This is a genomic window from Mesorhizobium sp. P2_F8, from assembly GCF_056403655.1.
This window is the reverse complement of the sequence record NZ_JBFUFB010000007.1, coordinates 272,949-294,313: the sequence shown is the minus strand read 5'-3', so window position 1 is coordinate 294,313 and position 21,365 is coordinate 272,949. Positions and strand designations below refer to the sequence as shown.

At 60.5% G+C, this 21,365-nt stretch carries 24 protein-coding genes; 13 read left to right on the top strand and 11 right to left on the bottom strand.

The features are described from left to right. Positions 1 to 301: 301 nt before the first annotated feature. Positions 302 to 997 carry a VIT1/CCC1 transporter family protein gene (locus AC1DZP_RS19385; protein ID WP_477304614.1) on the bottom strand — a complete coding sequence of 232 codons (696 nt, stop codon included), beginning with the start codon at positions 995 to 997 and terminating at the stop codon, positions 302 to 304. Further along, positions 994 to 1,440, bottom strand: coding sequence for a cytochrome b (locus AC1DZP_RS19380; protein ID WP_477304612.1), 447 nt, complete (start codon positions 1,438 to 1,440; stop codon positions 994 to 996). The genes AC1DZP_RS19385 and AC1DZP_RS19380 overlap by 4 nt, the downstream gene beginning before the upstream one ends. Positions 1,441 to 1,725: 285 nt before the next feature. Here AC1DZP_RS19380 and AC1DZP_RS19375 point away from each other — a divergent pair, with 285 nt between their 5' ends. From AC1DZP_RS19375 to AC1DZP_RS19365, 3 genes are read left to right on the top strand one after another with little or no spacing between them, the layout of a single operon-like run. After that, positions 1,726 to 2,499 carry an FMN-binding protein gene (locus AC1DZP_RS19375; RefSeq protein WP_477304610.1) on the top strand — a complete coding sequence of 258 codons (774 nt, stop codon included), beginning with the start codon at positions 1,726 to 1,728 and terminating at the stop codon, positions 2,497 to 2,499. 25 nt (positions 2,500 to 2,524) lie between these two features. After that, entirely contained in the window at positions 2,525 to 3,247 is a 723-nt protein-coding gene (locus tag AC1DZP_RS19370) for an FAD:protein FMN transferase (RefSeq protein WP_477304608.1), read from the top strand. Then, positions 3,244 to 4,755, top strand: coding sequence for an RnfABCDGE type electron transport complex subunit D (locus AC1DZP_RS19365; protein WP_477304606.1), 1,512 nt, complete (start codon positions 3,244 to 3,246; stop codon positions 4,753 to 4,755). Before AC1DZP_RS19370 ends, AC1DZP_RS19365 begins: the two co-directional genes overlap by 4 nt. A gap of 7 nt (positions 4,756 to 4,762) precedes the next feature. Here the strand turns inward: AC1DZP_RS19365 and AC1DZP_RS19360 are convergent, their stop codons facing one another. The 3 genes from AC1DZP_RS19360 to AC1DZP_RS19350 are packed head-to-tail and all read right to left on the bottom strand — an operon-like array spanning position 4,763 to position 7,085. Continuing rightward, positions 4,763 to 6,106: a sensor histidine kinase gene (locus AC1DZP_RS19360; protein ID WP_477304604.1), complete on the bottom strand. Its 1,344-nt coding sequence runs from the start codon at positions 6,104 to 6,106 to the stop codon at positions 4,763 to 4,765. Next, the gene (locus AC1DZP_RS19355; protein ID WP_477226102.1) at positions 6,106 to 6,771 is read right to left on the bottom strand and encodes a response regulator transcription factor; all 666 of its coding nucleotides are present in this window, start codon (positions 6,769 to 6,771) and stop codon (positions 6,106 to 6,108) included. The genes AC1DZP_RS19360 and AC1DZP_RS19355 overlap by 1 nt, the downstream gene beginning before the upstream one ends. Continuing rightward, on the bottom strand, positions 6,771 to 7,085 hold the full coding sequence (locus tag AC1DZP_RS19350) for a PepSY domain-containing protein (RefSeq protein ID WP_477304602.1): 315 nt from the start codon (positions 7,083 to 7,085) through the stop codon (positions 6,771 to 6,773). The genes AC1DZP_RS19355 and AC1DZP_RS19350 overlap by 1 nt, the downstream gene beginning before the upstream one ends. A 141-nt stretch (positions 7,086 to 7,226) precedes the next feature. Here AC1DZP_RS19350 and AC1DZP_RS19345 point away from each other — a divergent pair, with 141 nt between their 5' ends. Together AC1DZP_RS19345 and AC1DZP_RS19340 are read left to right on the top strand one after the other, a co-directional pair. Next, positions 7,227 to 7,499: a hypothetical protein gene (locus AC1DZP_RS19345; RefSeq protein ID WP_477304600.1), complete on the top strand. Its 273-nt coding sequence runs from the start codon at positions 7,227 to 7,229 to the stop codon at positions 7,497 to 7,499. A gap of 119 nt (positions 7,500 to 7,618) precedes the next feature. Further along, positions 7,619 to 8,086: a DUF2231 domain-containing protein gene (locus AC1DZP_RS19340; protein ID WP_477304598.1), complete on the top strand. Its 468-nt coding sequence runs from the start codon at positions 7,619 to 7,621 to the stop codon at positions 8,084 to 8,086. 113 nt (positions 8,087 to 8,199) lie between these two features. On the opposite strand, the gene mgtA is transcribed toward AC1DZP_RS19340, so the two are convergent. Continuing rightward, positions 8,200 to 10,842, bottom strand: coding sequence for a magnesium-translocating P-type ATPase (mgtA, locus tag AC1DZP_RS19335; protein ID WP_477304596.1), 2,643 nt, complete (start codon positions 10,840 to 10,842; stop codon positions 8,200 to 8,202). A 2-nt stretch (positions 10,843 to 10,844) separates the two neighbouring features. Next, a complete protein-coding gene (locus AC1DZP_RS19330; protein WP_477304594.1) occupies positions 10,845 to 11,165 on the bottom strand; it encodes a hypothetical protein in 321 nt (106 codons plus the stop codon). A 13-nt stretch (positions 11,166 to 11,178) separates the two neighbouring features. On the opposite strand from AC1DZP_RS19330, the gene AC1DZP_RS19325 reads away from it, so the two are divergent. Both AC1DZP_RS19325 and AC1DZP_RS19320 read left to right on the top strand, forming a co-directional pair. Continuing rightward, positions 11,179 to 11,424, top strand: a complete 246-nt coding sequence (locus AC1DZP_RS19325; RefSeq protein WP_477304592.1) for a lipoyl domain-containing protein — start codon at positions 11,179 to 11,181, stop codon at positions 11,422 to 11,424. 65 nt (positions 11,425 to 11,489) lie between these two features. Continuing rightward, complete coding sequence (locus AC1DZP_RS19320; protein ID WP_477304590.1) at positions 11,490 to 11,876, top strand: translational machinery protein; 387 nt, start codon at positions 11,490 to 11,492, stop codon at positions 11,874 to 11,876. Between the two features lie 105 nt (positions 11,877 to 11,981). On the opposite strand, the gene AC1DZP_RS19315 is transcribed toward AC1DZP_RS19320, so the two are convergent. Together AC1DZP_RS19315 and AC1DZP_RS19310 are read right to left on the bottom strand one after the other, a co-directional pair. Continuing rightward, complete coding sequence (locus tag AC1DZP_RS19315) at positions 11,982 to 12,332, bottom strand: c-type cytochrome (RefSeq protein WP_477304588.1); 351 nt, start codon at positions 12,330 to 12,332, stop codon at positions 11,982 to 11,984. Between the two features lie 26 nt (positions 12,333 to 12,358). Next, positions 12,359 to 12,742, bottom strand: a complete 384-nt coding sequence (locus AC1DZP_RS19310) for a phasin family protein (protein WP_477304586.1) — start codon at positions 12,740 to 12,742, stop codon at positions 12,359 to 12,361. Positions 12,743 to 12,961: 219 nt separating this feature from the next. On the opposite strand from AC1DZP_RS19310, the gene AC1DZP_RS19305 reads away from it, so the two are divergent. The 4 genes from AC1DZP_RS19305 (at position 12,962) to AC1DZP_RS19290 (ending at position 15,469) form a co-directional block, all read left to right on the top strand. Beyond that, on the top strand, positions 12,962 to 13,786 hold the full coding sequence (locus tag AC1DZP_RS19305) for a universal stress protein (protein WP_477304584.1): 825 nt from the start codon (positions 12,962 to 12,964) through the stop codon (positions 13,784 to 13,786). 28 nt (positions 13,787 to 13,814) lie between these two features. Beyond that, positions 13,815 to 14,180 (top strand): DUF2267 domain-containing protein, encoded by a 366-nt coding sequence (locus tag AC1DZP_RS19300; protein WP_477304582.1) that lies wholly within the window; start codon positions 13,815 to 13,817, stop codon positions 14,178 to 14,180. 136 nt (positions 14,181 to 14,316) lie between these two features. Next, positions 14,317 to 15,006 carry a phosphoribosyltransferase gene (locus AC1DZP_RS19295; protein ID WP_477304580.1) on the top strand — a complete coding sequence of 230 codons (690 nt, stop codon included), beginning with the start codon at positions 14,317 to 14,319 and terminating at the stop codon, positions 15,004 to 15,006. Then, positions 14,987 to 15,469 carry a pyridoxamine 5'-phosphate oxidase family protein gene (locus tag AC1DZP_RS19290; protein ID WP_477304578.1) on the top strand — a complete coding sequence of 161 codons (483 nt, stop codon included), beginning with the start codon at positions 14,987 to 14,989 and terminating at the stop codon, positions 15,467 to 15,469. The genes AC1DZP_RS19295 and AC1DZP_RS19290 overlap by 20 nt, the downstream gene beginning before the upstream one ends. A 76-nt stretch (positions 15,470 to 15,545) precedes the next feature. Here AC1DZP_RS19290 and AC1DZP_RS19285 read toward each other — a convergent pair whose 3' ends face one another. Continuing rightward, on the bottom strand, positions 15,546 to 16,382 hold the full coding sequence (locus AC1DZP_RS19285; protein WP_477304576.1) for a universal stress protein: 837 nt from the start codon (positions 16,380 to 16,382) through the stop codon (positions 15,546 to 15,548). A gap of 174 nt (positions 16,383 to 16,556) precedes the next feature. On the opposite strand from AC1DZP_RS19285, the gene AC1DZP_RS19280 reads away from it, so the two are divergent. After that, the gene (locus AC1DZP_RS19280) at positions 16,557 to 16,955 is read left to right on the top strand and encodes a c-type cytochrome (RefSeq protein ID WP_477304575.1); all 399 of its coding nucleotides are present in this window, start codon (positions 16,557 to 16,559) and stop codon (positions 16,953 to 16,955) included. A gap of 53 nt (positions 16,956 to 17,008) precedes the next feature. Then, positions 17,009 to 18,562, top strand: a complete 1,554-nt coding sequence (locus AC1DZP_RS19275; protein WP_477304574.1) for a bifunctional aminoglycoside phosphotransferase/ATP-binding protein — start codon at positions 17,009 to 17,011, stop codon at positions 18,560 to 18,562. Between the two features lie 13 nt (positions 18,563 to 18,575). Here AC1DZP_RS19275 and AC1DZP_RS19270 read toward each other — a convergent pair whose 3' ends face one another. Further along, positions 18,576 to 21,263, bottom strand: coding sequence for a bifunctional acetate--CoA ligase family protein/GNAT family N-acetyltransferase (locus tag AC1DZP_RS19270; RefSeq protein WP_477304573.1), 2,688 nt, complete (start codon positions 21,261 to 21,263; stop codon positions 18,576 to 18,578). Positions 21,264 to 21,365 lie beyond the last annotated feature (102 nt).

Below are 21,365 nucleotides of genomic sequence, written 5' to 3'. Positions count from 1 at the left end.
TCACTCCCATTCGATTGTTTCTGACCCAGCTAGATTATTGATCTACCTGGATTTTTTCTTTGCTTGCCGCTCGAAACGCCGCAAAAAATATTTTGAGGTTTCACCAACTATCGGGACCAATCGGGCGATTTTTGCACTTTACGGCGTTCGACAGCGTGCCCAAGCTGTCTCGAAAAGTACCGTCACCGCTCTACGGACGATCTAGCGAACCCCACTAGTCCCATTCAACGTGGGTCGCCAAGTTGTTTCTTGCGCCTTTTGCCTGTGGCAATTCGGAAGAACGATTCGTCAGGCGAATGAATCAGATGGCAGTACCGACGACGGCGCCAATGCCGGCCGTCAGCGCCATCGCCAGCGCGCCCCAGAATGTGACTCGAACCGTTGCCCTCAACGCATTGGCGCCGCCAGTTTTCGCACCGATGGCGCCCAGCACGGCCAGGAAGAGGAGCGAGGCAACGGATACGGTTGCGGCAAGCCAGGCGGCCGGCGAAACAAGCACCATCGCCAATGGCATGGCCGCGCCAACCGAAAATGCAGCCGCTGAGGTCAGCGCGGCCTGAATCGGTCTTGCCGTCGTCATCTCCGAAATACCGAGTTCGTCGCGTGCGTGGGCGCCGAGCGCGTCCTTAGCCATCAATTGGTCGGCGACCTGCAAGGCCTGCTTTGGCTCCACGCCCCGCCTGACATAGATGTTCGCAAGTTCCTGTCGCTCGAAGTCTCGCTGTGTCGCCAGTTCCCCTCTCTCACGCGCAAGGTCGGCTCGCTCGGTATCGGACTGTGAACTGACCGAGACATATTCGCCGGCCGCCATCGACATCGCGCCGGCGACCAGTCCCGCTACGCCGGTCACCAGAACGTTGGAGGCAGCGGCATTGGCTGCCGCCACACCAACGATCAGGCTGGCCGTCGAGACGATGCCGTCATTGGCGCCGAGAACGGCAGCGCGCAACCAGCCGACGCGCGATACGAGATGGTTCTCTGCATGCAGACGGCTCATGACGTGCGCTGCGGCCGCAGCATCCTGACAAGCACATCCGACTTCACATAGAAGTGCTGCCACAATGCGGCCGCCGCATGGAGCCCGACGACGACGATGATCACCGGCTTGGCAAGCTCGTGTATCTCACCCATCGCACGAAAGCTGAAGTACCATGCCAGTGCCCCAGTAATCGGCATCCCGAAAATAAACAGGTAAAGCAGGAAATGGGCGGCAGCGGCGATCCGCTTCAACGCCGCGCCTTCTTCGAATGGTGCAGCCGGCACGCCGCGCAATAGACGGACCGCAACCCGCCAGATCGCCAGCGCCAGAACGGTCAAACCGACATAGACATGAATATTCGCGTTGAAGATGTCGGCAGCTGCCGGCTCGGTGCCGCGCGAGAGCGCCCGGTAAGCCGGCTTGATGTCCTCGCCAATTACAAGCTGCAGGACGATCAGCACCGCGATTGCCCAATGCAGCAGTATCTGGGTTTTGGTGTATCCGGCCGGCTCGTTGGCAACAGTCATAGGCAGCTTACCTCGCTTAAGTGGACCTTCCTACCTCGCTGCTTATGCGAGAATCTTGATCTAGGACAAGTCAATTTGCCCTCTCCCCTTGAGCTTTCAAGCGCGCCCCTCCCAGCTTGAACTCGGCTGACAGCCAGTTGTCAGCTTAGTCGTGGGATATTGCACCCGAAGCGAACCAGACGGATCGCCTTGCCAGATTCAACGTGGAACACAATTCCGATGAAACAGATCGCCTTGTCACTTTTCGTGATCGCCGCCTCGGGCGCTTATGCATGGGAGCAGGCCGGCAAGGATCCGGCAAACGATATGCTTGGCGACGCGCTGCCGCCCAACGCAGTCGAAGCACCTGCCGAGCAACCAAAAGAGCCGGCATCCGCAGCGACTTTGCCGATGCTTCGGCCCCTGCCGGTGCCGATCGACCTGCGGTTCCGAACAAGGTTCCCGATTGCCCGGGAAACGACGGCGGGCATAGCAGTTTCCACCGAACGGCAAAATGATCCAGCCAAGCAGATAACGGTTCCGATGGCACCACATCAGTCGCCAACGCCACCTAAGCAGGCAGCGGCTCCGGCTGTCACCGATCCCTCGTCATTAGCATCGTCATTCGCCATAACTCCGGCCGTCTACATACCTGTCCCACAGCCGAGGCCGGCATATCCGGACGCGCCCGCACGTGTTGTCCCAGCGGGTATGCAACTGGCCGCACAGGGTTATGCCGACGGCGTCTACACCGGCCCGCCCGCCGATGCTTATTACGGCATCATTCAGATTCAGGCCCTCGTACAGGGTGGGCAGCTTACGGCGCTGAAAGTGCTGAAATATCCCTCCGATCGCCGCACCTCCATCAGCATTAACAGGCAGGCGCTGCCCATGCTGCGCGACGAAGCGATCAGCGCCCAAAGCGCCAATGTCGACATTATTTCGGGCGCGACACTGACCAGCAGGGCCTTTATCCAGTCGCTGCGCGGCGCGCTGAAGAAAGCGTCTTCCTAGTCCCATGCGAGAAACGCGAATTTTGATGGGCATGCCCGTTACGGTCGACATCGGCGGCGCGTCGAACGGTGAGCTGATCGACACCGTCTTCGGCTATTTCGAGCACATCGACCAGCGCTTCAGCACATACCGGTCCGACAGCGAGATCACGGCCATAAACCGCGGCGACGTTCCAGTCGTCGACTGGAGTGGCGAGATGATGGAAGTGCTGGCCATTGCCGAACGGACGAGAAGCGAAACCGCCGGATACTTTGATATTCGCAAGCCCGACGGTTCGCTCGATCCTTCCGGCATTGTCAAGGGCTGGGCAATCCGCAATGCGGCCGGGATTGTTCAACGGGCCGGCATCAGCGATTTCTTCATCGAGGCGGGAGGCGATGTCCAGTCCTGCGGCAAGAATGTTTCGGGCCATGACTGGAGTGTCGGCATCCGCAATCCCTTCAAAGAGGACGAGGTCGTAAAGGTCGTCTATCCCCGCGGTCGCGGTGTCGCGACCTCGGGCACCTATGTCCGCGGTCAACACATCTACAACCCGCATGGAATTGGCAGCCCGATCCAGGACATCGTCAGCCTGACCGTCATCGGCGCCGATGTGCTCGAAGCCGATCGTTTCGCCACCGCTGCCTTCGCCATGGGCCGGGACGGCATTATCTTCATCGAGCAGACGCCAGGCCTGGAGGGGTATGTCGTCGACGCCAATGGCCGCGCCACGCCGACAACCGGGTTCGGGGCCTTTTGCCTGCCATGATCAAAACAGTCGACCGATTTCTCGATCACGTGACCATGTACAGGCTGGTCCTCTACTATCTGATGGCGCTGGTCGGCGCGGCGTTCGTGCTCGGCTTCTTGAATCTCATACCGCATGATCCGATTGCACTCGCCTTCACGACGGCTTTGGCGCTGGCCGCCTGTTGGCTCACCAACAAGGTCTTTGCGCATACCTTCGCGGTACCGGCTAACAACGAGTCCGTCTACATCACCGCTCTCATTGTAGCGCTCATCCTTGATCCGGTAGCCGTCACGGACACAAAGGGGATCGCGGCGGTGGCACTCGCGTCCGTCTGGGCGATATCATCCAAGTTCATTCTCGCTATCGGCCGGAAGCACCTTTTCAATCCGGCTGCGTTGGGCGTGGCGCTGTCCGCGCTGCTGCTCGACCAACCAGCCACCTGGTGGGTTGGCGGCAATCTGGCGTTGCTTTCGCTCGTGCTCTTCGGCGGCATGCTCATTGTCCGGAAACTACGCCGGCTTGATCTAGTCTCGACCTTCGTTATCGTGGCGCTGGCGACCATTCTGGCAGCCACGGACCCATCGCAGTACTGGACCGCGCTTACTGAGACCCTGGGTTCGTCGCCTCTGCTGTTCTTTGCCTTTGTGATGCTGACCGAACCGCTGACCGCACCGACGATGCCTTGGTCGCGGATCGTCTTTGCCGCCATCGTCGGCTTACTGTTTGCTCCCAATATCCATATGGGCTCGTTCTATTTCACACCGGAACTGGCGCTACTCGCCGGCAACCTCTTTGCCTATGCGGCGGGCCCCAAGGGACGCTTCGTGCTGACCCTGGAACGCATCGAGCAATCGGCTGTCGACAGCTTTGATTTCATCTTCCGGTCGCCCCGCAAGCTCGCCTTTGAGGCCGGCCAGTATCTCGAATGGACGCTTGGCCTCGATCGTGCCGACAATCGCGGCAACCGCCGCTATTTCACGGTTGCATCAGCGCCCACGGAGGAAACGGTCCGCCTCGGCGTCAAGTTCTATCCGCAATCAAGCGCCTTCAAGCGCGAATTGATGACCATGAAGCCAGGCAGCAAGATCCACGCCGCGCAACTGGCCGGCAACTTCACGCTGCCCGCCAAGCGTGAAACCAAGATCGCCTTCCTGGCCGGAGGCATTGGCATCACGCCGTTCCGCTCGATGCTGCAGTATCTCCTTGACCGGAAGGAGGCACGGCCGATCGTGATTCTGTACGGAACCGAGAGCCAAGAGGACATCGCCTATCGCGACGTGCTTGGCGCCGCCAGGCAGGAGCTTGGCATCAAGACGGTGCATGCTGTAGCTCGAAGCGCAGAGCGGGGCCAATATGCCGGACATATAGATGAGCACCTGGTGCGCCTGGCTATCCCCGACTACCTCGAGCGGACTTTCTATATTTCCGGCCCGCAGGCGATGGTCAAGGCGCTGCGCCAGAAACTGCTGGCCATGGGCGTTCGCCGCTCGAAGATAAAAGTCGACTATTTCCCAGGCTTTGCCTGAAGCACGCTCAACTGTGTCGCGGCAAGGAAATGGTCACGACCAGACCCGGATCGGCGTTAGCCATGGCAAGGCGTCCGCCATAGGCTTCGACGATGTCGGAAACGATGGCAAGGCCAAGGCCGTTGCTGCCGCTCTTGCTGTCGAGCTGGACGCCACGCGACAAGGCGGTCTCCCGATCGGCATCGGGTATACCTGGGCCATCATCGGTGACAGTGACGATCACCTCGCCAGCGGTGGCGGATGCACCGACACGGACTGACGACTTTGCATAGCGTGCGGCATTCTCGACCAGATTGCCGAGGATTTCAGACAGGTCGCCTTCATCGATCGGCGCCGTCAGAACTTCTGCGACGTCCATCTTGAATGAAAGCTGCTTGCCGCTTGGCGTCCGTTTGACGACCGCAATGACGCCAGCCGCGACGTCCGACACCCGGCAGGATGCCTTGCCGGAGACGCCTGGCGCAAGGCGGGCACGCGCCAGCTCCCGCTCGACATGGCGCCGGATCGCTCCGGCGCTCTTCTCGATCTCGTCGGCCAGACCCGTCTCGCCTTTCATTCGCAACGTACGGATATCGGCCGACAGCACTTGCAGCGGCGTCTTCAGGCCGTGCGCCAGATCGGTGGCGCGCGAGCGGGCTCGCGCAAGAGCCTTCTCCTGGGCATCGAGAAGACGGTTGATTTCGTCGGCGAGCGGCTGCACTTCGTTTGGTGCCACCACATCGAGCCGTGCCGCTCGCTGTGCGATCACGTTTCTGACGGCGACCCGCAAGGTCTCCAGCGGCGCAAGGCCGATGGTGATCTGGATGAAAAACGCGGCCATGAGAACTGCCGCAAGCATCAGGAGGGCTGGAGCAAGATCGCGAACATATTCGCTTACAGACACCTCCACGGTTCGATGATCTTCCGCCACGATTGCGCGAAAGGAACGGCCTCCGGCATCGATGATCGTACGCTCGACCGCAATACTGAGTTCGCCACCAGGGCCCTTGAACTCCTCGACCGCTCGCAGCTCACCACTTGCGCTCCGGGCAGGCAGGACCAGCTTGGCGTCCCACAATGATCGCGAACGCTCAAGGCTGCCGGTGGCGATGTCCTCCACTTGCCAGTAGTAACCGGACAGCGGATTGGCGAAACGCGGGTCAGTGAGCGCTGGGGTCACGATCAGGCGGCCATCGCTTGCGAAGATCGTTGCGCCGATCAACTCGTTGAGGTCAACCGTCAGCTCGCCCACCACGCGTCGTTCAACGTGAAGTTCGAACAGATAGCGGAGGCCGGCGCCGGCGATGGCGAGTGCGACAAGAATCGAGATGGTTGCCGCCAACCACAGCCGGAAGCGGATCGAGTTGCCCATCAGGCGGGATCATCGGGCATCAGATACCCGAACCCGCGTCGTGTTTCGATGACATCGCTGCCGAGCTTCCGCCGCAGCCTCGCTACAATGACTTCGATCGTGTTCGGATCGCGGTCGTTCCCTGAATCGTAAAGATGCTCAGCCAGTTCGGTCGGCGCCACCACCCGCCCTGCATGATGCATCAGAAACGCCAGGAGCCGGTATTCCAGCGGCGATAGGGAAACGGGAATGCCGCGAAGCGATATCCGCATTTGGCGCGTGTCCAGAAGCAGCGGGCCGGATCTCAACACTGGTGCCGCCTGCCCTGCTGAGCGACGCAGGATTGCCCGCAACCGGGCGAGCAGTTCTTCCATTTCAAAAGGCTTGGGAAGGTAGTCGTCAGCACCGGAATTGATGCCCTCGACACGCTCCGTCCACATCCCCCTTGCGGTCAGGATAAGAACCGGAAACCGGCGGGCGTTGGCTCGCCAACGTTTCAATATCGTGAGACCATCGAGCTTGGGCAAACCGAGGTCCAGGATCGCTGCATCATAGTTCTCGACATCGCCGGCGAACCAGGCAGCCTCTCCATCGCGAACGGTATCAACCGCCATTCCGGATGCCCTAAGGACTGTAGCGATATCGGCCGCGATACGCGGCTCGTCCTCGGCCAGGAGGATCTTCATCAGTCGCCCTCCCCATCAGGCATGATGACACCGGCACCGGCGTCGACGTCGACGGTCCTTCGCCGGCCATCTGCATCGACGACCTGGAACCGGTAGACCCATCTGTTTGCCTTGCGGATGAGATCGACCGCAACAACATCGCCGGGAGCTTTGGCGCGGACAACGTCCAGTATGTTGGCAAGACCCTTGATTTCGCCGTGCTCGTACAGATCCCGCGCCCGGTCATGGTCGCCGTCATCGTCCTCGTCGGCTCGGGCAGCGAGAGGCATGGCCAGGACAAGTCCCGCGAGACCCAGCACCGCGACACGCTTCAATTGGCTTTTCATCGGCAAGGCATGTCGCACGTTGAAGCTTTCAATTTGCTGTCAGTCATCCTCAGCCCCCCGCAAGCAAAGGGCTCATATCAAGGCATTGTCGCGTCCAATCACGGCCGCGCCGAGTAAGGATACCAGACCATGCGCAATTCCATATTTGTCCTTGCAGCACTTGCGGGCCTCACGATCTTTGCCTTGCCCGCGGCCGCTGAATCGGACGAAGGATCATGTGGGGCGCCATCCTCCGTCGCACCTGTCGGTCCGATCAATCTGGACACTATCCCCATACAGGATGCCACCGGCCCCAAGGCCATCAAGGGCGTTGGCGATGACGACGAATGCGGCGACAGTCCCACCTCCAGTAGAGCCGCTTTCGGCAGCACTGAGGACGACGGCCATGGAGAAGACGACTAAGAACACGGAGCTATTTCTGCTCAGGGATCATTGAGCTTGGCCCCGCTAGCCAACCGCTCGTCGTCAAGGCCGACATCCATCTATCGCTTCGCCATTTCTTAGTCCGAGAGTTCTTTCTGATGATCGATATCCAACATATCCACCCAATCCTCGTGCATTTTCCAATTGTGCTCATTTACATGCTTGCGACTATCGACCTTCTGGCGCTCGCGAGCAGCAATGCTGTGACAAGGCGCTCTGGCGTGGGCACGATTTCCACTTTTGTCGCTCTGGCAGCGGGCGTCTTCGCTATTGGAACCTGGTTCTACGGCGGACTGGCGCTTGACTATGCTGAAGCCGCGGGCTTCAGCAGCGACATTGCAGAAATCCACGAAAGCCTCGGCGGCATCACGGCCTTCGCCTTTCTGAGCTGGGGCGGCGTCCGGCTCGCTTTGTGGGTCCGCAATCGCGAGATGGGGCCTGCGGCTATCGCCGTTCCTGTGATCGAGGTTGCAGGCGCAGCGCTTGTAACCGCTACAGCTTACTACGGCGGCCTGCTTGTCTACGATCTCGGGGTGAATGTGGCCAAGACTGCCTTCGCTGGCTAACCTGGCAGATCGGCTCACGGACCATGGACGGGCTTGTCGCAAGGCCTCATGGTCGGCTGTGGGCGGGTTGGCCGCATTTCTTGCCATGCTTTGATCCTCAATCATGCATTATCTCATCGGATGTGGGCTGAATGGGATATGATCCCACCGCTGATGGCATGCCCTGCCCTCGATCGACGCGGGTGCCTGCTCTCATAATCGAAGAACCAGCGCTTGGTTATCTCCGAAGCCAACAGATAGAGAGCGGTGATGGCAACGAGCCCGACAAGCACTGGCAGCGGAAGCGGCACGAAGCCGAAGCGTCCGGCGAAGGGCACGTAGGGTGTAGCGATCGCAACAACCGCAACAGCCAGCGTAAGCCATGCAAGCAGGAGGCTGGGACGGCTCTTCCAAAACGTCTTATGCGTGCGCACGATCAGCACGATGGCGAGTTCCGTCAGCAGCGACTCGACGAACCACGCAGTCTGGAAGGTAGCCGCTGTCGCATGTGCAAACAGCAGCAGAAAGGCGAAGGTGGCGAAATCGAATAGCGAGCTGACCAGGCCAAAGCCGATCATGAATCGCCTGACGAAGCCGATGTCCCAGCGACGGGGTCCGCGCACCTGGTCTGGATCGACATTGTCGCTGGCGATGGCCAGCGAGGGAATGTCCGACAGGAAATTGTTGAGCAGGATCTGCGCAGCCAGCAGCGGCAGGAATGGCAGGAACAGCGACGCGACAGCCATGCTGATCATGTTGCCGAAATTGGCGCTGGTCGTGATCGAGATGTACTTCATCGTATTGGCAAATGTCTTGCGGCCATCGTCGACGCCGCGCACGAGCACGCCCAGATCTTGCTTGAGAAGGATGATATCGGCCGCTTCGCGGGCGACATCGACTGCCTTGTCGACGGAGATGCCTATGTCTGCCTCATGAAGGGCGGGCGCATCGTTGACGCCATCACCCAGATAACCGACGACATGGCCGCGGCTCCGGAATGCCTGGACGATGCGCTCCTTCTGGTTGGGATCGATCTCGACGAAGAGATCAGTGTGCTGCACACCTGCGAAAAGCCCGGCCTTCGTAAGCTTTGAAAGGTCCTCACCGGTCATGATCCTTTCGGCGCGCAAGCCTACGGCACCGGCGAGATGTGCGGCAACGTACCGGTTGTCGCCCGAAACAACCTTTACCGCGATACCGCGATGGGAAAGTTCGGCAAGCGTTTCCTTGACACCTTTCTTTGGCGGGTCGAGGAAAAGCAGGAAACCCGCGAAGGCGAGATCGATTTCGTCGTTCCTGCTGAACGTTTTCCGGTTTTCAAATCGACGGATTGCCAGGCCCAGAACGCGGTAGCCGTCCGCGCTCCAGCGCCGGAATTTTTCGTCAATCGCCGCGCGCTGCTTCTCATCGAGGGGTTGCAGCCCTTTGGCCATGCTGACGAAGGCACACGTTTCGAGGACATTTAGTACGGCGCCTTTGGTGATCAGAAGATCTGAGGCATCCTTGGTTCGCACAACAACGGATAGGCGCTTGCGAATGAAATCATAAGGGATCTCGTCGACTTTGGTGAAAGCGGCCAATGATGCGCCTTCCCCCGGCGCACCGACGATCGCTTCGTCCAGCGGGTTCTTCAGTCCGGTCTGCATGGTCGCGTTGAGACGTGCCCAAAGCAGGATGTCGGTTGACGGATTGCCGTCGACATCAAGCCATCCGTCGAGGTGGATGACGCCTTCCGTCAGCGTGCCGGTCTTGTCAGTGCAGAGCAGGTCCATGCTGCCCAGATTTTCGATGGCGTCGAGACGGCGCACAATGACGCCGTTTGCAGCCATCGCGCGGGCCCCTCTAGCAAGGGTAACACTGATGATAGCGGGAAGGAGTTCCGGGGTAAGACCAACCGCCAGTGCCAGCGAAAACAGCAGCGATTCAATCAGCGGTCGATGCAGCATCAGGTTGGCGAAGAACACCAGGATGACAATCGCCAGCATGATCTCGGTCATCAGATAGCCGAACAGCCTAATACCTCGGGCAAACCCTGTTTCGGGGATTTGTCGTTCCAGGGCCGTGGCGATGGATGCGAATTCGGTGCGGGCACCGGTCGCTGCCGCAAGCACGGTTGCGGTGCCGCTGCGAACCGATGTGCCCGTAAAGACCGCATTGCCGCGCTGTGCGACGGAAGCCTCGGGAGCCGACCGCCCCGGTGCTTTCACGACGGGGAAGGTCTCGCCGGTCAGTACGGCCTCACTGACATTGAAATCGCGGGCATCCAGAATGATACCGTCCGCGGGAATGAGGTTTCCGGCGGAAAGCCGGATCACGTCCCCCGGCACGATATCTTCGGCTGCAACCGAGCACTCGATACCATCACGCAGCACAACAGCCTTGCGCGAAATGCGCTGTCTCAGCGCCTCCGTGGCACGCGACGCGCCGTACTCCTGGGTGAAGCTGAGGATGCAGCTTGCCAGCACGATCGCACCGATGATTGCAGCCTCCTGCCCCTCGCCGACGAAAGCCGACACGGTGGCCGCGAAGATAAGGATCAGGACCAGTGGGCTACGGAACTGACGGATAAACACGGTCAACGCCGAGGTGCCGGACCGTGATCCGGGTGTGTTTCGGCCAAATTTTACAAGCCTCGATGCGGCCTCGGAAGTGGCAAGCCCGGAGGTAAGCGTGTCGAGGCGTCGCAGGAGGTCATCGGTCTCGATCGACCAATAGGCACCTGCGTCTGCCGCGACGGGTTGCTGGTCAACTTCGCCGGGTACGATACGAGAGATCATCACTACGACCTAAAGCGGTCGGTGCTGCTCTCTTCGATCAGCACGCGGTTGACCCCGCCGAACGCCCATTCCCGCAGACGGCTTTGACCATAGCGCGCCGGAGACGCATCTATGGCTAGGGTCACGACAATTGACTTGTAGGACATAGCGGACGCCTTTCGCTGGGCGATCGAATGCATGATGAAGTGCACCCGCTGGCGCTCAACGCCTTGATGCCGGTCAAACGCGCGCCGATTGCAGGCCGCCTCCGAGAGGCTCGCGTCGCGTAGCTCTTGATCCGGATCAAGGGCCGCCGTGGCGAGGGGAATATCATTCGGCCGCACAAGGAGAATTGCGATGCAGTGTATCAAGGTCGACGAAGCGCTATGGGCGTCCAGCATGTTGCCCGAGGGCATTCTGGAGCGTTGGTTCATTGCCAGCGGCGACACGATCAAGGCCGCTGAGCGAATAGCCGAAGTTCGCGTTGAAGACGCACTGCACGAGATTGTCGCGCCGGCCGGTGGCCGCGCGACGATTGTCGCAACAGCGAATGCCGTCATCGAACCCGGCTCGATCCTCGCAACGCTGGAGCCGCAGTCGTGAGGCATTCCACGCCTTACGGCGGCGTTTGCGCTCAGCCTCAACAATAACCTTAAGGATGTATAGATATGCAGGCCCAACATGCCGTCGCCTGGCTGGACCATCGCGAAGCCAAGGTGTTTTTCTTCAATCGTCAGACAGCCGCAAGCGTGAGGCTTGTCACTACGCTTGCGCATCTTCAGACCCATAACAAGGCAGGCTCGGTAGATGGCAAGCGGGCGTCGGAAAACCGAGCCTTCTACGACGATGTCGTCAGCGCCCTGCAACCGGCGAAGGAATGGCTGATCGTGGGGCCGGGAGAGGCAAAGGATGAGTTGGCCAAGCATATCCGCGACCACCATCCCCACTTGAAGGATCGCATTGTCGGCGTTGAGCCGGCGGATCATCCAACGGAGGCCCAGATCGTGGCGCATGCTCGATCGTTCTTCCGTGCAGCTGACCGGATGTTGCCCTAGCTTCAGTCCTGGGCTACTGGGACCGCGATCGGCCGCGAGGTCGACTGCATGTCTCCGAGCTGCTGGCGTGAGATCCAATCGTGCCTGCCATCTCCGTGGCCTCGATCATGGTTGTTGCAAGCTGCTGATGTAGGCGATGATTGCCTCGATCTGGTCGGGGCTGGCAACCCACTCAGGCATGTCCGGGTGGCCGGTCGAAATGCCTTCGGCGAGTGCTTCCTCGAGATCCGAGATCGGATAGCGCTTTGACAGGGTGCGAAAGGCAGGAGCGTCCGGGTGGCTGCTCACGTCGGTTTTTCCAATGGCGTGGCAGCGGGCGCAATTGAACTCCACCAGGGCCTTGCCGTGTTCCGCCAGGCTGTCCGCGAGCGCCGGCACCACGGAACCAAGCAATACCGCCGCAAGCACGCAAACCCGTAGACGCCAGTGACCACCGCTGCTCATACAGGCGTTCATGGTTGGAGGCCTCCGCATTCCCCGATCTACGCGACTGTCTTTGCTGCAACGTCCTCGACAGCGGTTTTGGCTTCGTTGCGCACGCGGCTGGCCGTTTCCGAAGCGAGCTTGGAGGTCAGCGACGCGACCTTGCCGGCTTCGGTGGCGTATTCCGATGCCGCATTCTGCAGAAAGGTGGAAAAGATGTCGAAGGCGTCGCTGAATTCGGAACCGTCGATGAGATCCTCGGCCAGCTTAACATCCTGCTCGTAACGATGTTTCAGAAACGCCAGCGTTTCGATCTGATAGCGCATCACCGCCTTGAAGGCGTGCGCCTGAAGAGACGCGGCAGCGAGGATGAGCTTCTGGCCATTTTCCGCCATCGGCAAGGGTTGCGTGCCGAATTGCCACGGCTCCGGTTGGATCTGCATGATCGGTGAACTCCCTTGTGAGGCGGCGCAAACAAAGTGTCCGCCAGACAACGCTACCGCCATTCGTCGTCGGGTCATTGATTAAGATCAAGGCGCATGACCTTTACCGGAGTGCACGGGCAATCGAGCGCCATCAGGTCTCGCCGTATTTGACACGCATCAAGGCCCTTGCCCTTTCTTCGTGGCTAGCTCGCCTCGAAAGCAAAAAGGGCCGAAACGATGGCTTTCAAGACGATCATGGTTCAACTGGACGTGGACGCCATCGGCGCACCGCTCATCTCCGTCGCGTGGGACTTTGCGCAACGGCATGATGCCGATCTGATCGGCTTCTGTGCGGCGGAGCCACATTTTGTCATGCCAACCGGCACTGACGACAGGGCCGCCACAAAGGCCATATGGTCTCAGGTGGAGGAGATAGAGGGTCGCCTCAACTGCTTGAGCGAGGAATTCCTAAGCACTGTCAACGGCGGCAATCGCGCCTCGTGGCGCGGCGAAATAGGAAATCCGACCCTTCAACTTGCGCTTAATGCACGCGCCGCCGACCTGATCGTAACTGGGTCGCCGACGGCCGATCTGATAGTAGACCATCACCGCGCCCTGGACATCGCAAGCTTCATCCTAGCAGCCGGCCGCCCGATACTTGTGGCGTCGGAACCCTGTGCTCCGATCAAGGCCGAAAGCATCCTGATTGCATGGAATGACACGCGGGAAGCGCGGCGTGCCGTTGTTGACGCCATGCCCTTCCTGATCGACGCCCGGGATGTTGTGATCGTCACCGTAGATAATGGGGATACCGCACCTCGGGACAATGTTGCAGATGTCGAACTCTTCCTGAGACGCCACGGGGTGAAGGCGCGATCGAAAGTGTTGGATGCGCGGTGCTCCGAACCAGCGGAGATCCTCCTCCAGATCGGACAGGAGATCGCGGCCGATCTCATTGTTCTCGGCGGCTATGGTCACAGCCGTGTGCAGGAAACGACTTTTGGCGGCGTGACGCGCTCGCTACTCCAGAGCGGGTCGTTCCATCGGCTCATCTCGAACTGAGGTGGCGCGCCCGTGCGTGGAGGCCCAATTGATCCGGCGCAATGCGCAGACGCCCTCGACGCTTCGGGATGAAGATGGAAACTTCAAGGAGCATGCCATGAGCCAGCTGTCCCATACCTCTTTCGGCAGTTTCACCCACGCTGCTCAGCAGGCGCAGCAGGGGGTCAACGAGCTTGCCAGGGATCTTTGCTGGAGCGAACCGAGCGCGTGTCGCCTCCTGCGGTCCGTTTTGCACACGGTGCGAGACTGGCTGTCGCCAGCGGAGATGGCCGATCTTTCCGCGCAACTGCCCGTCTTGATCCGTGGCATCTACTTCGAAGGCTGGAATCCATCGGTGCTTGTGCGTGAGCGCAAGAAAAGTGATCCTCAGCGTCTGAACCAGTTTCGGCTATGATGAGGACGTCGATTTCGATGTCGCAATCAACGCGGTGTTCAAAGTTCTCGACCGTCACATTACGCATAGCGAAATTGAGCAGGTAAGAACCTCGATGAAGAAGTCGCTTCGAAAACTGTGGCCGGTAGATTGACCGATGTTCCGCGACCGCAAAGAGGCTGGGGAGAAGCTCGGCACGGAACTGAGCAGGCTTCAACTGCACCAGCCTGTCGTGCTGGCTTTGCCGCGAGGTGGCGTTCCTGTCGCGGTGGAAGTGGCCAGGGCCCTGAATGCTCCTCTTGATCTGCTCATTGTCCGCAAGATTGGCGCCCCCGGCAATTCCGAGCTGGCAGTTGCCGCGATCGTCGATGGCGAGCCTGGGGACGTTGTGTTGAACCGTGAGATCGTCGAGGCCTACGCGCTCGACGACGACGCGCTTCGTGTCTTGGTCGCCAAGGAACGTCCTGAACTCGAGCGCCGGTGCATTGCCTATCGAGGCAACCGGCGGCCCATGTCGATTGCTGGCAAGACAGCGATCATCGTGGATGACGGTGCAGCGACCGGCACAACCATGAAGGTCGCGATCCGTGCGCTGCGGCATCGCTCGCCACGGGAAATCATCGTTGCTGTTCCGGTCTCTCCGCCGGACACTGCGGCTGATTTGGCAAGGGAAGCGGACCGTTTGGTATGCCTCAGCCAGCCAGGGCGGTTCCGTACCCTGGGTCACCACTACCTGCGGTTTCCGCAGCTCTCTGACAGCGAAGTGATTGCCGCCATGGACGAGGCTGCCAAGCTGTACAAGACTGGCCATCGGCACGTCGCCGGCGATGGTTCAAGAGCTAGATAGAAGAGGAGATCACGTCACGCTTGTCCGCACACTTTCGGCCTTGGAGTGCACGAAAATCCTGACGACCAATCGCGTTGGCCGCTTGGCATGCACGAAGGACGGGCAGCCCTACGTCGTGCCCTTCCACTACGCCCATGCGGCTGCTCATCTTTACGCGTTTTCCATGCCGGGCAAGAAGATCGACTGGATGCGAGCCAATCCGCTGGTGTCCGTCCAGGTCGACGAACCTGGCCAGGGACGAGGATGGAGAAGCGTCGTCGTCGATGGTCGCTACGAAGAACTGCCTGATCGTATCGGCTACAAGCTCGAACGAGATCATGCCTGGGCGGTCTTGAGCAAGTACCCGGACTGGTGGGAACCTGGCGCACTCAAGCCGGTCGTTCCTCCCACGGCCGAGAGTGCACCGCATGTTTTCTTCCGAATCCTCATCGTGCAGTTGTCGGGACGAGGAGCAAGTGCGTAGCTTCGCTTCCCTTCGTTGCTATATATGGAATGGGCCGGCGTAATCTGCGCCAGCCCGTTGTTCGCTGCGGTCGAATTTATCGAGCCATCAAAACCGGCAGAGATTGCCCTTCAAGCATCGATTTGGTGACGCCGCCGAAAATCCTCTCGCGCAACCGGGAATGACCATAGGCACCCATAATGATAAGCTCCGCTGCAACGTCACCTGCATGCTGACGAAGCACGTCGGCGACAGAATGGTCCGCGCTCGGCAGTCGTTCGACCGTAACCTTCACGCCGTGCCGGGCAAGATAGGTCGCGGCATCTGCTCCGGGTTCTGCGCCGTGATGGAACTCGTCCTCGATCGGGTCGACCATGACGAGGCGCACATCATCAGCACCTTTCAGCATGTCGAGCGACTCGCGAACGGCGCGCGCTGACTCAAGGCGGGCGTCCCAAGCAACCAGGATGCGTTTCGGCTTCAGCGTTGGCCGCACGCCCTCGGGAACTAGCAGGATAGGCTTTCCCGATGAGAACAGCGCTCCTTGGATGACTTTATCCCTGAGTGTCGGGCTTGTGAGCAGATCTGGGCCAAGAACGGTCAGATCGGCATAGCGGGCGCGCCTTCCGATGACTTCGTCCGCCCAGGCCGTGTCGGGGTAGTCGTCGCTCAGATCAGCCGATACCTCGCTGTGCGAAAGAAAGGCGCCGACTGTCGAGATTCGCTTCTTGAGCCTGTTGACCTCGACCTGACGCTCCTCAAACCAGGCTGGCGAAACGACACCCAGATGCGCACTGCCTGAAGGTGGTGCGGCCAGCTCGAGAACGAGCACCGAGAGATGGGCGCCGATCTGTTCGCACAGGCCGGCGGCCAGCTTGAGATCGCCCTCGCCCTGGTTCGGTCCGGTAACCGTAAGCAGTGTCTTGAACGTCACGGCAACAAACTCCTCATTTCGAAAGAAAGTTCAATCGTTGCTGAAGCGTAAGCGAGAGGGGCTGGTGCGTTCATTGCGCTGAATCAAACACTTTGGTGCGGCGGCATTTGATCCGCATCAACGCACTGTCGAGCCGGGGCTGTAGGCTTGCGCCAATCAATCGGGGGAACGCAGATGAAGTTCCTGATCGCGGTGGCCTTGGCGGTTTTGCCCTTCAATGCGACGGACGCCCAGGAACTCGGCAACGGCAAGGCGGAATACATGAACTCCTGTGCCGTATGCCACGGTCCGGAAGGCAAGGGCGACGGACCGCTCGGCGACGAATTGATCAAGCGGCCGGCTGACCTGACCCGTCTTTCGAAACACAATGGCGGCGCGTTTCCCTATTGGCGCGTTTTCGCCATGATCGACGGCCGCACAATGGTGCCGGAGCACGGCGATCGCGACATGCCGGTCTGGGGTCGCGAGTTCCTCCCCGGCGACGTGAAGAAATATGGTCCGAACGCCGGGGAAATCGTCACCAGGGAACGGATCCATGATCTGGCCGGTTATGTCCAGACGCTGCAACGATGAGAGCAGATGATGGAAACAGTCTCCGGAAGACGCAACATCGAGGATAGCGAACCATGATCGTTGACGGCCAGCAAGCCGCTATCGCGTTTCTGCTTGATCCTGCCTCATACGGCGCGACTACGCCGGTCGAGGCGATCGAGACCCATATCTCGCGTATTTTTCTGACTGGCGAACGCGCCTTCAAGATGAAGCGGGCAGTCAAACTGCCCTATGTCGATTTCTCGACGCCGGCCCTTAGGCTCAGCGCTTGCGAGAAGGAGGTGGAACTCAACTCGAAGACGGCACCCGATCTGTATCGGAGTGTGCGTCGCATCACGCGCGAGGCGGGCGGCAGACTGGCCTTTGACGGCACCGGTCAGATGGTCGAGGCCGCGATCGAGATGGTCCGCTTCGATCAGTCAAGGCTGTTAGATCGGATGGCAACCGCAGGAGAATTGACCCCGGCATTGATGACGGCTGTCGCACGCGTGATCGTGGGGTATCACCGTGCCGCGCCGACGATCCACAATGGCAGCGGGTCGTCCAACATTGCGGGTGTGCTCGACATCAACGAGGCAGGGTTTGCCACCAGCCATGTTTTCACGGAGGCGGAGGTCAAGACCTTTGCCGAAACCTTCCGCACCGCCTTCGCCCGCCATTCCGGATTGCTCGATCGTCGCGAAGCCGCGGGCAAGATCCGCCGGTGCCATGGCGATCTACACCTGCGCAACATCTGCCTCTTCGACGACGAGCCCCGCCTCTTCGATTGCATCGAATTCAACGACCAGATCGCCAGCATCGATGTTCTGTACGACCTTGCCTTTCTGCTGATGGATCTTTGGCACCGGGGTTTTCCCCGGTTCGCCAATCTGGTGTTGAACCGCTACCTTGATGAAGCCGACGATGAGGACGGTTTCATCCTGCTGCCTTTCTTCATGGCAGTGCGAGCCGCGGTGCGCGCTCATGTCACCGCGACCCAGGTTGAGGAAGGCAGCGAAGATTCCGAAAAGTTGATTGCCGAGGCCAGATCCTACTTCGAACTTGCCCGGACATTTCTCCAGGATACCTCGCCACGGCTCGTTGCCATCGGTGGCCTGAGCGGGTCCGGGAAAACGACCACAGCGGAGGCGCTCGCCGCCTATATCGGAGCGCCACCCGGCGCCCGCATTGTTGAAAGCGATCGCATCCGCAAGGCCATGCATGGAGTGCCCGCGGAAACCAGGCTGCCGAACCGGGCTTACCGGCCCGAGGTCTCCGATCGCGTCTACCGCGAAATGGCGTGGCGCGCCGGGCTTATCCTTTCCGAGGGCTGCTCTGTCGTCGCCGATGCCGTTTTCGACAGGCCGGCCGATCGTGAGCGGATCGAGAAGGCGGCGCGCGACCGGGGTATCCCGTTCTCCGGATTTTGGTTGGAGGCGGATCCACTCGTCCTTTGGCAGCGGGTCAGTGAACGCAAGGGCGGCCCTTCAGACGCCACCATAGACATCCTCTCGCGGCAATTGCAGCGTAATACCACCCAGTCCGGCTGGCGCAAGATCAACGCCGACCAAGAGCTCGTCGACATCGTTACGGAACTGAGAGAGGTTTCCAAGAGCGATACTTCCAAGACCCTGCGCACAGCCTCCTGACTGGTTCGGATGATCAATCCCGACGGAGTTCGAGCGTGGCCTCCACGAGGCCGGGATCATTCGGAAGATGCGTTATCGAGAAGCCGAATTCGCGGCACATTGCCAGCATCTTGCTATTTTCGCTAAGCACAATGCCTTCGATGCGGCGGATCCCATCGGCTTTTGCGTAGTCAACGATCTGCCTGAGCAATTCCCAGCCCAGACCATGACCCTGCAGATCGGTGCGGACCAGCAAGGCGTATTCGGCAGCAACGTGGTCCGGATCGCAAGACAGACGGCTGATACCCGCCAATGCGCCAGAGCTCGTCTCCAGAGCGACGAAAGCCATGTTGCGATCGTAGTCGAGTTGGGTGAGTCGCTTCAGCATCTGGTCGGAGAAGCTCTTGCGCGGCGACAGAAAACGCAGGCGCAGATCGTCAGGCGAAACCCTGGCTAGGAATTCGGGATAGAGCGCGATATCGGCCGGCTTGATAGGCCGGATATGATAGTGCGTGCCGCCGGTCGAAAACTCCTTTTCCCAATCCGACGGATAGGGCCTGATGGCAAGCGTCGGGTTGGGGCCAGGCTCCTCCACCCGCGCGGGCTCGATCTCGATGCGGGCATCGAGCGCAATTACACCCTCGGCGTCGGCCAGCAACGGGTTGATGTCCATCGAAACGAGACACGGAAAGTCGACGATCATCTGGGACAGGCCGTTCAGCGCGGCAACGATCGCCTGCCGATCCGCCGGCTTGCGATCTCGGAACCCGGCAAGCAGGCGACCGATCCGCGTTTGCCCGATCAAGTCACCGGCAAGAACATCGTCGAGCGGCGGCAGTGCGATCGCGGTATCGTCCGTCACCTCAACCGCGACGCCACCGGCTCCAAACAGCATCGCCGGGCCGAAGATTGGATCGCGACTGACGCCAAGGATCAATTCCTGCGCCTGTCTTCGTATCACCATCGGCTGGACTGCATAGCCCTCGATATCGGCTTGCGGAGCGTGCTTGCGCACACCCACCTCGATTGAGCGTGCGGCCTCGCCGGCGGCGGCGGCGGCAGTGATGCCAAGCACCACCCCACCAACGTCCGACTTGTGCGAGATCGTCTTGGACAGCAGTTTGACGACGACCTGCTTGGATGCCCTGAGAAGCCGCCCAGCCGCCGCCTCCACTTCGGTGGAAGATCTGGCGACGATCGTCTCGGGCACCGGAATCCCATAGGCGGAGATCGCCGCCTTGGCTTCGGGCTCGGTTAGTAATCGCCGGCCTTCCCTGGCGACCTGCCTGAATATGGCAAGCACGGCTTCCCGGTCGCTCGTTGTGTCCTCGCTGCGACTCGAGGGCGTCCGCATCAATGCCCGCTGGGCTCGCGACCATTCGCTCAGGTAGGAGACTGCGGTTGCGGCATCGGCGGGCGTCTCGAAACTGGCAATGCCGGCGTCCTGAAGAACGCGTCGCCCTTCGCGCGCCGTGTGTTCGCCAAGCCAGCAGGTCAGGACCGGTTTGCCGCCGATCTTGCCGTCCTTGGAAAGTGTTGCCACTGCGCCCGCTGCCGCTAGCGGCGAGCCAAGCCCCGTCGGGCAGTTCATGACCAGGACAACGTCGGCCCTGGGATCAGCCGCTACGGCTTCAACGGCGGCCCTGTAGCGCTCCGGCGAGGCGTCGCCGATGATGTCGACCGGATTGGCGTGGGACCATGTAGGCGGCAGGGCGATATTCAGGCGGGCGATTGTCTCTGGCGAGAGCTCGGCCAGTTCGCCCTTGCAGTCGATGAGTTCATCGACGGCGAGCACACCGGCGCCCCCGCCATTGGTGACGATGCCGACCCGGGTCCGCTCGAGCGGAGCGAAACGGGCGGTCGTTTCAACCGCATCGAACAACTCGGCCAGGCCTTTGACGCGCAGGATGCCTGCGCGCAGCAATGCCGCATCGACGACGCGATCGGCGCCCGACAGCGCGCCAGTGTGGGTCGCGGCCGCTTTGGCTGATTGCTCGTGGCGGCCAGACTTGATCGCGATGACCGGCTTGATGCGTGCAGCGGCACGGGCGGCCGAAATGAACTTGCGCGGATTGGGAATGGTTTCGAGATACATCACGATGGCGCGCGTGTGCGCATCGCCCGCCAGCATGTCGAGACAATCACCCACGTCGACATCCGCCATGTCGCCGAGAGAGACGATCTGCGAGAAGCCGACATTGTTGTGTGCCGCCCAGTCGATCAGCGACGTGGCAATGGCGCCGGATTGCGACAGCAGCGCGATGTTGCCGGGCCTGGCGGCCATGTGTGCAAATCCGGCGTTGAGTTTGACGGGCGGGATCATCAGTCCGACCGTGTTCGGCCCGATGATGCGGAACAGACTGGGCTTGGCGGCATCGAGCATCGCCTGGCGCAGGCCGTTTTCACGTGTCAGCCCAGCCGTGATGACAACTGCCGCCCGCGTGCCCTTTTCAGCAAGGTCGTGCACGATGGCGGGAACTATCCCAGGGGGCGTGACGATAACACCGAGGTCCGGAACACCCGGAAGGTCCGCCGCCTTGGAATAGCAGCGGCGACCCGCGACCTCGGAATATTTCGGGTTGACCGGCCAGATATCGCCTTCGAAGCCGCCATTGACGATGTTGTCGAAGACGACACGGCCGACCGAGCCGTCACGCAAAGATGCCCCAAACACGGCAACCGACTTCGGAGCGAACGCATGTTCGAGATTTCGGATCGTCACCCGTTATGTCTCCCATTCGTGGGCGATAATCGCCTAGTCGATCTTGCCCGTTCGTTGCGTTGGATCAAAGCGTTCTGCGGCCATCGCGATTAGCTCCTACGC

Bases quoted from the DNA above. Each gene is read 5' to 3' on its own strand.
- AC1DZP_RS19290 (WP_477304578.1), top strand. From the start codon at position 14,987: ATGGTTCAAGAGCTAGATAGAAGAGGAGATCACGTCACGCTTGTCCGC.
- AC1DZP_RS19275 (WP_477304574.1), top strand. From the start codon at position 17,009: ATGATCGTTGACGGCCAGCAAGCCGCTATCGCGTTTCTGCTTGATCCT.
- AC1DZP_RS19325 (WP_477304592.1), top strand. From the start codon at position 11,179: ATGCAGTGTATCAAGGTCGACGAAGCGCTATGGGCGTCCAGCATGTTG.
- AC1DZP_RS19315 (WP_477304588.1), bottom strand. From the start codon at position 12,332: ATGAACGCCTGTATGAGCAGCGGTGGTCACTGGCGTCTACGGGTTTGC.
- AC1DZP_RS19320 (WP_477304590.1), top strand. From the start codon at position 11,490: ATGCAGGCCCAACATGCCGTCGCCTGGCTGGACCATCGCGAAGCCAAG.
- AC1DZP_RS19295 (WP_477304580.1), top strand. From the start codon at position 14,317: ATGTTCCGCGACCGCAAAGAGGCTGGGGAGAAGCTCGGCACGGAACTG.
- mgtA (WP_477304596.1), bottom strand. From the start codon at position 10,842: ATGATCTCTCGTATCGTACCCGGCGAAGTTGACCAGCAACCCGTCGCG.
- AC1DZP_RS19280 (WP_477304575.1), top strand. From the start codon at position 16,557: ATGAAGTTCCTGATCGCGGTGGCCTTGGCGGTTTTGCCCTTCAATGCG.
- AC1DZP_RS19375 (WP_477304610.1), top strand. From the start codon at position 1,726: ATGAAACAGATCGCCTTGTCACTTTTCGTGATCGCCGCCTCGGGCGCT.
- AC1DZP_RS19340 (WP_477304598.1), top strand. From the start codon at position 7,619: ATGATCGATATCCAACATATCCACCCAATCCTCGTGCATTTTCCAATT.
- AC1DZP_RS19385 (WP_477304614.1), bottom strand. From the start codon at position 997: ATGAGCCGTCTGCATGCAGAGAACCATCTCGTATCGCGCGTCGGCTGG.
- AC1DZP_RS19305 (WP_477304584.1), top strand. From the start codon at position 12,962: ATGGCTTTCAAGACGATCATGGTTCAACTGGACGTGGACGCCATCGGC.
- AC1DZP_RS19310 (WP_477304586.1), bottom strand. From the start codon at position 12,742: ATGCAGATCCAACCGGAGCCGTGGCAATTCGGCACGCAACCCTTGCCG.
- AC1DZP_RS19370 (WP_477304608.1), top strand. From the start codon at position 2,525: ATGGGCATGCCCGTTACGGTCGACATCGGCGGCGCGTCGAACGGTGAG.
- AC1DZP_RS19355 (WP_477226102.1), bottom strand. From the start codon at position 6,771: ATGAAGATCCTCCTGGCCGAGGACGAGCCGCGTATCGCGGCCGATATC.
- AC1DZP_RS19360 (WP_477304604.1), bottom strand. From the start codon at position 6,106: ATGGGCAACTCGATCCGCTTCCGGCTGTGGTTGGCGGCAACCATCTCG.
- AC1DZP_RS19345 (WP_477304600.1), top strand. From the start codon at position 7,227: ATGCGCAATTCCATATTTGTCCTTGCAGCACTTGCGGGCCTCACGATC.
- AC1DZP_RS19365 (WP_477304606.1), top strand. From the start codon at position 3,244: ATGATCAAAACAGTCGACCGATTTCTCGATCACGTGACCATGTACAGG.